The following is a 5,429-nucleotide window of genomic DNA, read 5'->3' as shown; positions in this document are numbered from 1 at the left end:
CGAACAAGGCGAAGAAAAAGGTCAAAACAGGCGTCTTTTAGGGGGTGGTCGCGCGTAGCGCGCGACGGTGTGGCCTCTTTTGACCTTGGGGGTTTTGGCCGGGCGTTCAGCGAGGACATTACCCCCATGCGACATGCAGTAAGGGCGTCCAGCCCGCGCGGAATGCCGCACGCCGTTAGATCGCGGGAGTATACCTCCTGCGATCATGGCCGCATCGCGGTCATTGCCCCTTCCCTTCTATCTCGGCACATACTCCCGGCACATACGATGTGACGGGAGTATGTGCCGAGCCTATGTGCCGAGAAACACGGCAGGAGAATATCGTGATATTCGACAAACTGAATCATTTGCTGTCGCCGATAGCAAATGCCGTCCTGGCTTTTATTGCTTTTTTGCAGGCGCATCAGCTGGCGTTAGCGCTGCTGTCCGGCGTCATGCTGCCTTTTATATTTTCTGCGAGACACGGCGGGCAGGAAAAGCCGAAGTTTCTGCAAAGGATCTTAATTCTGCTTTCCATGATCTGTTTTGTTTTCGGCACGATAGCGCCGGTGGCCGTCTGGTTTTTACAGCGCATTTATGGCCGGGAAGATATCGCCAGCCCGCCGCTGCTGAGCTGGACAATGGCGCTGCTGTTTACCGTCGCCGGGTTTATTCTGCATGTAATTTTACGGCGTCTGATCTCGCCTGAATTTGACAAGGTCAAACGCGGCATGGTGAAAAAAACCAGCATGGAGCGCGACCGCAGAACCGACGTTCGCCGTGTAAAAGAGATTTTACCAGTCTCCACCGAATACGATCCGATGGATTACATCGATCTGAGTAAGGGTGTTTTTATCGGGCTGAGCCGCGAGGGCGAGCCGCAGTATATTCCGTTAAAAGAATGGCAGACCCAGCACGCCGACATTATCGGCACCACCGGTGCCGGTAAAGGCGTCGTGACCGGTATTCTGCTTTATCAGAGCATCCTCGCCGACGAGGGCGTTTTCGTTCTCGACCCAAAAAACGACGAGTGGGCACCGCACCTGTATAAAAAGGCGTGCGCGGACGCCGGAAAACCCTTCGTGCTTATCGACCTGAATAAGCAGGAATACCAGATGAACCTTATCGACGGCATCACCGCCGATCATCTGGAGGAGTTATTCGTGGCCGGTTTCAGCCTGGCGGAAAAAGGCGAGGCGGCGGATTTTTACCGTATCGACGATCGCAAGGCGGCGAGAACGGCGGCGCAGTTCGTGAAGGATAATCCGGGCGCAACCGTGCGGGATATTTATAACGGCGATTATGTCCAGGGCATCGGCGAAACGATTAAAGCCTTTCACGGTAAAACCGAGGAGCTGGCGATGCTCAACAGCATTAACGCGCCCGGCGGTTTTGCACTGAAGGAGATTTTCGACAAAGGCGGCTGCTGCTACATCATCGGCTCGATGCGTAACTCTAAAATCATCACCGCGCAGCGCATGATTTTAGTTCGCCTGTTCCAGCTCGCGGAATTACGCGACCGCGTCGCGGGGAATATCCGCCCCATTGCCATCTTTAAAGATGAGGTGAAATATCACCTGTCAAAACCAGCGCTCGAAGGGTTAGGCGCGGCGCGTGATAAAGGCGTGCATATTTTAATGGCGCACCAGTCGATTGCCGACCTGCGCGACTGTCCGGCGGATTTAAACGGCGACGCCGTTGTGGGTGCGGTCGTGGAAAACTGCAAGTTTAAGCTGGTTTATAAACTTCAGGATCCGGACACCGCCGAATGGATTGCGCGCATGTCGGGCACGATTTTAGTCGATGATGAAAGCCGGAAAGTCACCACCACGGCAGTGCTGACAGAAAAAGTCGATAACGAGCGCATGCTGCGCCAGGCGGAAAGCTATTACATCGACAGCAATATGCTCCAGAACCTGCCGAAGTTCGTCAGCTATATCTTCAGCCAGAACGCGCTCGCGTTCCCGTCGTTAATCTCACCGCTCAAGGTTAAAAAAGCCCCGCTGGAACTGTATTCCCTGCCGCCGGTTGCAGCGGCTACCGTGGCTGAAGTTAAACCGGTACTAGATCTGGATTTTGATACGACAGCTCGGGCAGTTCCGGCAGTTCCGGCACCTGACATTTTTCCCGACAGCACCACGGCCACCAAGAAAACGCCAGCACCGCCAATTCCCTCACCTCCGGTGCAGCCTGACGAGGAGTGGCTGATGGCATCACAGTCCGCCCAAAATCACGAAGTACATTCATTGCTGGATTTATAAATTTCAGGAGGCTTTATGCTCTTAATGAACAATACCGAACGCCGAGAACGTAATCATGAAAAAATCCGCATTCTCCTGAATTTTTTGAAAGAAGAAACATACAGTGATTTCAAAACGCTGATGATGGTATTTGGCTTTAAAAGCCATACATCATTAGTAAGATTACTTGGAAAAGTAGAGAAAATGGGGCTGATTCAGAAGCACGTGCATGAATCCCGCGCGTCCAGAATATCCCTGTGGGGCATTACCGCCGACGGGCTGGCCGTGATCCTCACGGCGGACGACAAGATAATGCCCGCCCGCTTTGAACCCTACCGCCTGACCGGCTGGTCACTCGACCATCACCTTGATAACCAGCTCGTGCGCCTGACGCTGGAGAAGAACGGCGCGACGGGGTGGATTAACGGCGACCGTTCAACTTTCCTCAGTCAGTACAGCGTCAAACACCGTCCCGACGGGCTTATCAGCCTGCCGGACGGCAGGCCGATCGCCGTTGAAACCGAGCGACGCATTAAAACAAAGGCGCGTTATCAGTCCATCATGGCGAGCCACCTGCTGGCTATCAGCGATAAAAAATGGCGGTACGCGTTTTACGTCGCCCCGGACGAGGCGAAAAAGCGCGCCCTGAAGATTATTTTCGACAGCATCGCCAGCGTGATCGTGAAAAATCAGCATGTGCAACTGGAGGCAAAACACCGCGATGTCTTTCGCTTTTATACCCTCGACGAACTGAAAAGCCTGGAGTTGGACAACTATGCGTAAAATCGCCCTTCTGGCGCTGGCCGCCGCCCTTTGTGTGCCTGTTTTCTCCACTGCCGCGCCCGTCCTGACGGCGGTTTTTTCGCCGTCTGACGGGCGCCCTGCCCTTGAGGTCGTGCTCGGCGCCATAAACAACGCCAGGCAGAGCATTGACGTCGCAGCCTACAGCTTCACCAGTAAGCCGGTCGCGACGGCGATCGCCAGTGCTAACCGGCGCGGCGTGGCCGTGCGCGTGGTGGCCGACGAAAAGGCCAACAGCGACCGTTACACCGCCGTGACATATCTGATAAACCAGGGCGTACCGGTACGCCTTAACGGCCTTTACGCCATCATGCACAACAAGTTTATGGTGATCGACGGCAAAAACGTCCAGACCGGATCGTTTAACTACACGGCCAGCGCCGTTTCGCGCAACGCGGAAAACGTGCTGCTGATCGAGGATGCACCGCAGCTGGCGGAGGCGTACCAGCGAGAATTTGACCGCCTGTGGGATGAGGGCAGCCCGCTGAATGCCCGGTACTGAATCAGCCCCATCTGCGGACGGGGCTTTTTTTTACTCCACTTCCAGCCAGGCTTTACGCCCTTCAAGATGGAGCGCTTTCAGCATGGCGATCTCGTCTTCAGCCGATCGTCCGCCATAGTTAAGTCGGGTCTGCTCCCCTTCAAACTCCACCACAATAATGGTGTCCAGCGTTACCGACAGCAGCTCGCGCAGCTCACGTAGCGTCTGCCCTGTACTGCGTGAATGCATGCAATGCGTGATACGGTTGGCCGCCTCCGGGCACAGTCCCGCCACGGACTCGCAGTATGCGAGACGCTGGCAGCAGTTGTCCTCGATGTCGCTGATAAGTATTACCACCGTCGAGTCCTTTTTTTTGCGAGAACCTCTTGACGCATGTATTTCAGCTTAAAGAGATAATCCCGCCATATTTCACGCGCCATATACAAAACGTGCCATCAAAAATACCCATCTTACTGCAGACCTGCGGCACGGACGCCCCAGATCAGCCTGCTTCAGTCCAAAATAATCAGCTCTTCGGTAAAACGTGTTCTTTTATCGGAACCACCACCATTGAGGGAGTGTATATCATGTCCGCATTATGTTTCTGAATGGATCTATATTTAGTTCAAAGTCAACTGAATAAAAGGTAAAAGCAGTCCATTTCAAAAAAGATGGATATTTTAAAAAAATTAACATTTACCTTACTACTCTGCCGATTAACCCCGTAAAATACTTGGCATATATATAAAAAACTCGACAACTCTAGTTTATTTTATGAAAAAGGTTGAAATACTTTTCACAACTACCCATCGCGTTCTAAATACCAATCATAAAAATAAGAAGCTGTCATAGGCCTAGCATAAAAATATCCCTGAACGTATTGTACTCGATTGTTTTTCAACCACTCAGCTTGATGGGCTGTACTGATCCCCTCACCGATAGTAGATAAATTAAGACGTTGGCTAAGTGTAATAATCGTGTCCAGTATCGGCGTGTCTTCACCTGCTGAAGTAAGTGTATCAATGAAACTTTTATCGATTTTTAGGTAGTCCACAGGAAGGCTCTGTAGAAGACCCAGGGAACAGTAACCGGTACCAAAATCATCAACAGCAACCTTACATCCTTTTTCACGTAGGGTACTCAACTTTTCTGCCGCCAATACCATGTCTTCCACTAGGCTACGCTCGGTAATTTCCAGAACGAGGTTAAAAGTAGGATTTAAAAAGTCCAATAGACGCAACACATCGCTGACAAAATTAGGATGGCTCAAGTGGGCTGCGGCGATGTTAACGCTGAGGTGAAACTGTCCCTTAACCTTCCAGTGTTTGACATCCCTTATAATGAGCTCAAAAAGATGTTGCGTCAGACTGATGATCATTCCATTTTCCTCCGCGGCGCGTATAAATAAACCCGGAGAGATGCTTCTACCATCGCGTCGCTGCCAGCGCATAAGAGCTTCAGCACCGATACATATTCCGGAACTGGTTTCACATATCGGTTGAAAATGCACAGAAAACTCGCCCTGAACGATACCTTTAGCGAGCTCTTCTGACAATGACATTTGCCGAGCCTCCCAGCGTTGCCAAAGATAAAGCACTGCAAGCGTTAATAACAAAAAAAGCTGCCCCAAAAAAAACAAATTGCTCAGCAAGTAGGGAAAAAGCGCCTGTAGAGGTGTCTCAACCTGAAGCAGCACCTTACTAAACGAAGAGCGAAAACTCGATCGAAAACTTGATTTGATTATGGAATTAACTCTCGGGTACGTTATAACCGGACCACTGCTGAACAGTAGCTTGAATTTTGCATGATTTTCTTTATGTAGAGAAACCATTAGGTCTATAAAATAACGGGCATCCACGATGCTTAATGCGGTCATCCCATTTTCCGCAAGGGAAGCATAAATTATCGCAGCTTGGCCCGGTAAATTC

At 51.3% G+C, this 5,429-nt stretch carries 5 protein-coding genes; 3 read left to right on the top strand and 2 right to left on the bottom strand.

Annotated features, from left to right (window positions below; all coding sequences use genetic code 11):
* Nucleotides 1–323 precede the first annotated feature (323 nt).
* From USH94_RS22245 to USH94_RS22235, 3 genes are read left to right on the top strand one after another with little or no spacing between them, the layout of a single operon-like run.
* On the top strand, nt 324–2,240 hold the full coding sequence (locus USH94_RS22245; RefSeq protein ID WP_111966184.1) for a type IV secretory system conjugative DNA transfer family protein: 1,917 nt from the start codon (nt 324–326) through the stop codon (nt 2,238–2,240).
* 15 nt (nt 2,241–2,255) lie between these two features.
* On the top strand, nt 2,256–3,002 hold the full coding sequence (gene mobC, locus USH94_RS22240) for a MobC family replication-relaxation protein (protein WP_320731340.1): 747 nt from the start codon (nt 2,256–2,258) through the stop codon (nt 3,000–3,002).
* The gene (locus USH94_RS22235; protein ID WP_111966186.1) at nt 2,995–3,522 is read left to right on the top strand and encodes a phospholipase D family protein; all 528 of its coding nucleotides are present in this window, start codon (nt 2,995–2,997) and stop codon (nt 3,520–3,522) included. The genes mobC and USH94_RS22235 overlap by 8 nt, the downstream gene beginning before the upstream one ends.
* A 30-nt stretch (nt 3,523–3,552) precedes the next feature.
* Here USH94_RS22235 and USH94_RS22230 read toward each other — a convergent pair whose 3' ends face one another.
* Complete coding sequence (locus USH94_RS22230) at nt 3,553–3,858, bottom strand: hypothetical protein (RefSeq protein ID WP_258525082.1); 306 nt, start codon at nt 3,856–3,858, stop codon at nt 3,553–3,555.
* Nucleotides 3,859–4,303: 445 nt separating this feature from the next.
* A partial coding sequence (locus USH94_RS22225) for an EAL domain-containing protein (protein ID WP_320731339.1) occupies nt 4,304–5,429 on the bottom strand: 1,126 nt, incomplete at its 5' end.

The organism is Enterobacter sp. 148H3, from assembly GCF_034107425.1.
GTDB classification, from domain to species: domain Bacteria; phylum Pseudomonadota; class Gammaproteobacteria; order Enterobacterales; family Enterobacteriaceae; genus Enterobacter; species Enterobacter vonholyi.
This window is presented reverse-complemented; position numbering and strand designations above follow the sequence as displayed.

What these genes read in the sequence shown, in the direction of transcription:
- mobC (WP_320731340.1), top strand. Translation starts at nt 2,256, where the DNA reads ATGCTCTTAATGAACAATACCGAACGCCGAGAACGTAATCATGAAAAA.
- USH94_RS22235 (WP_111966186.1), top strand. Translation starts at nt 2,995, where the DNA reads ATGCGTAAAATCGCCCTTCTGGCGCTGGCCGCCGCCCTTTGTGTGCCT.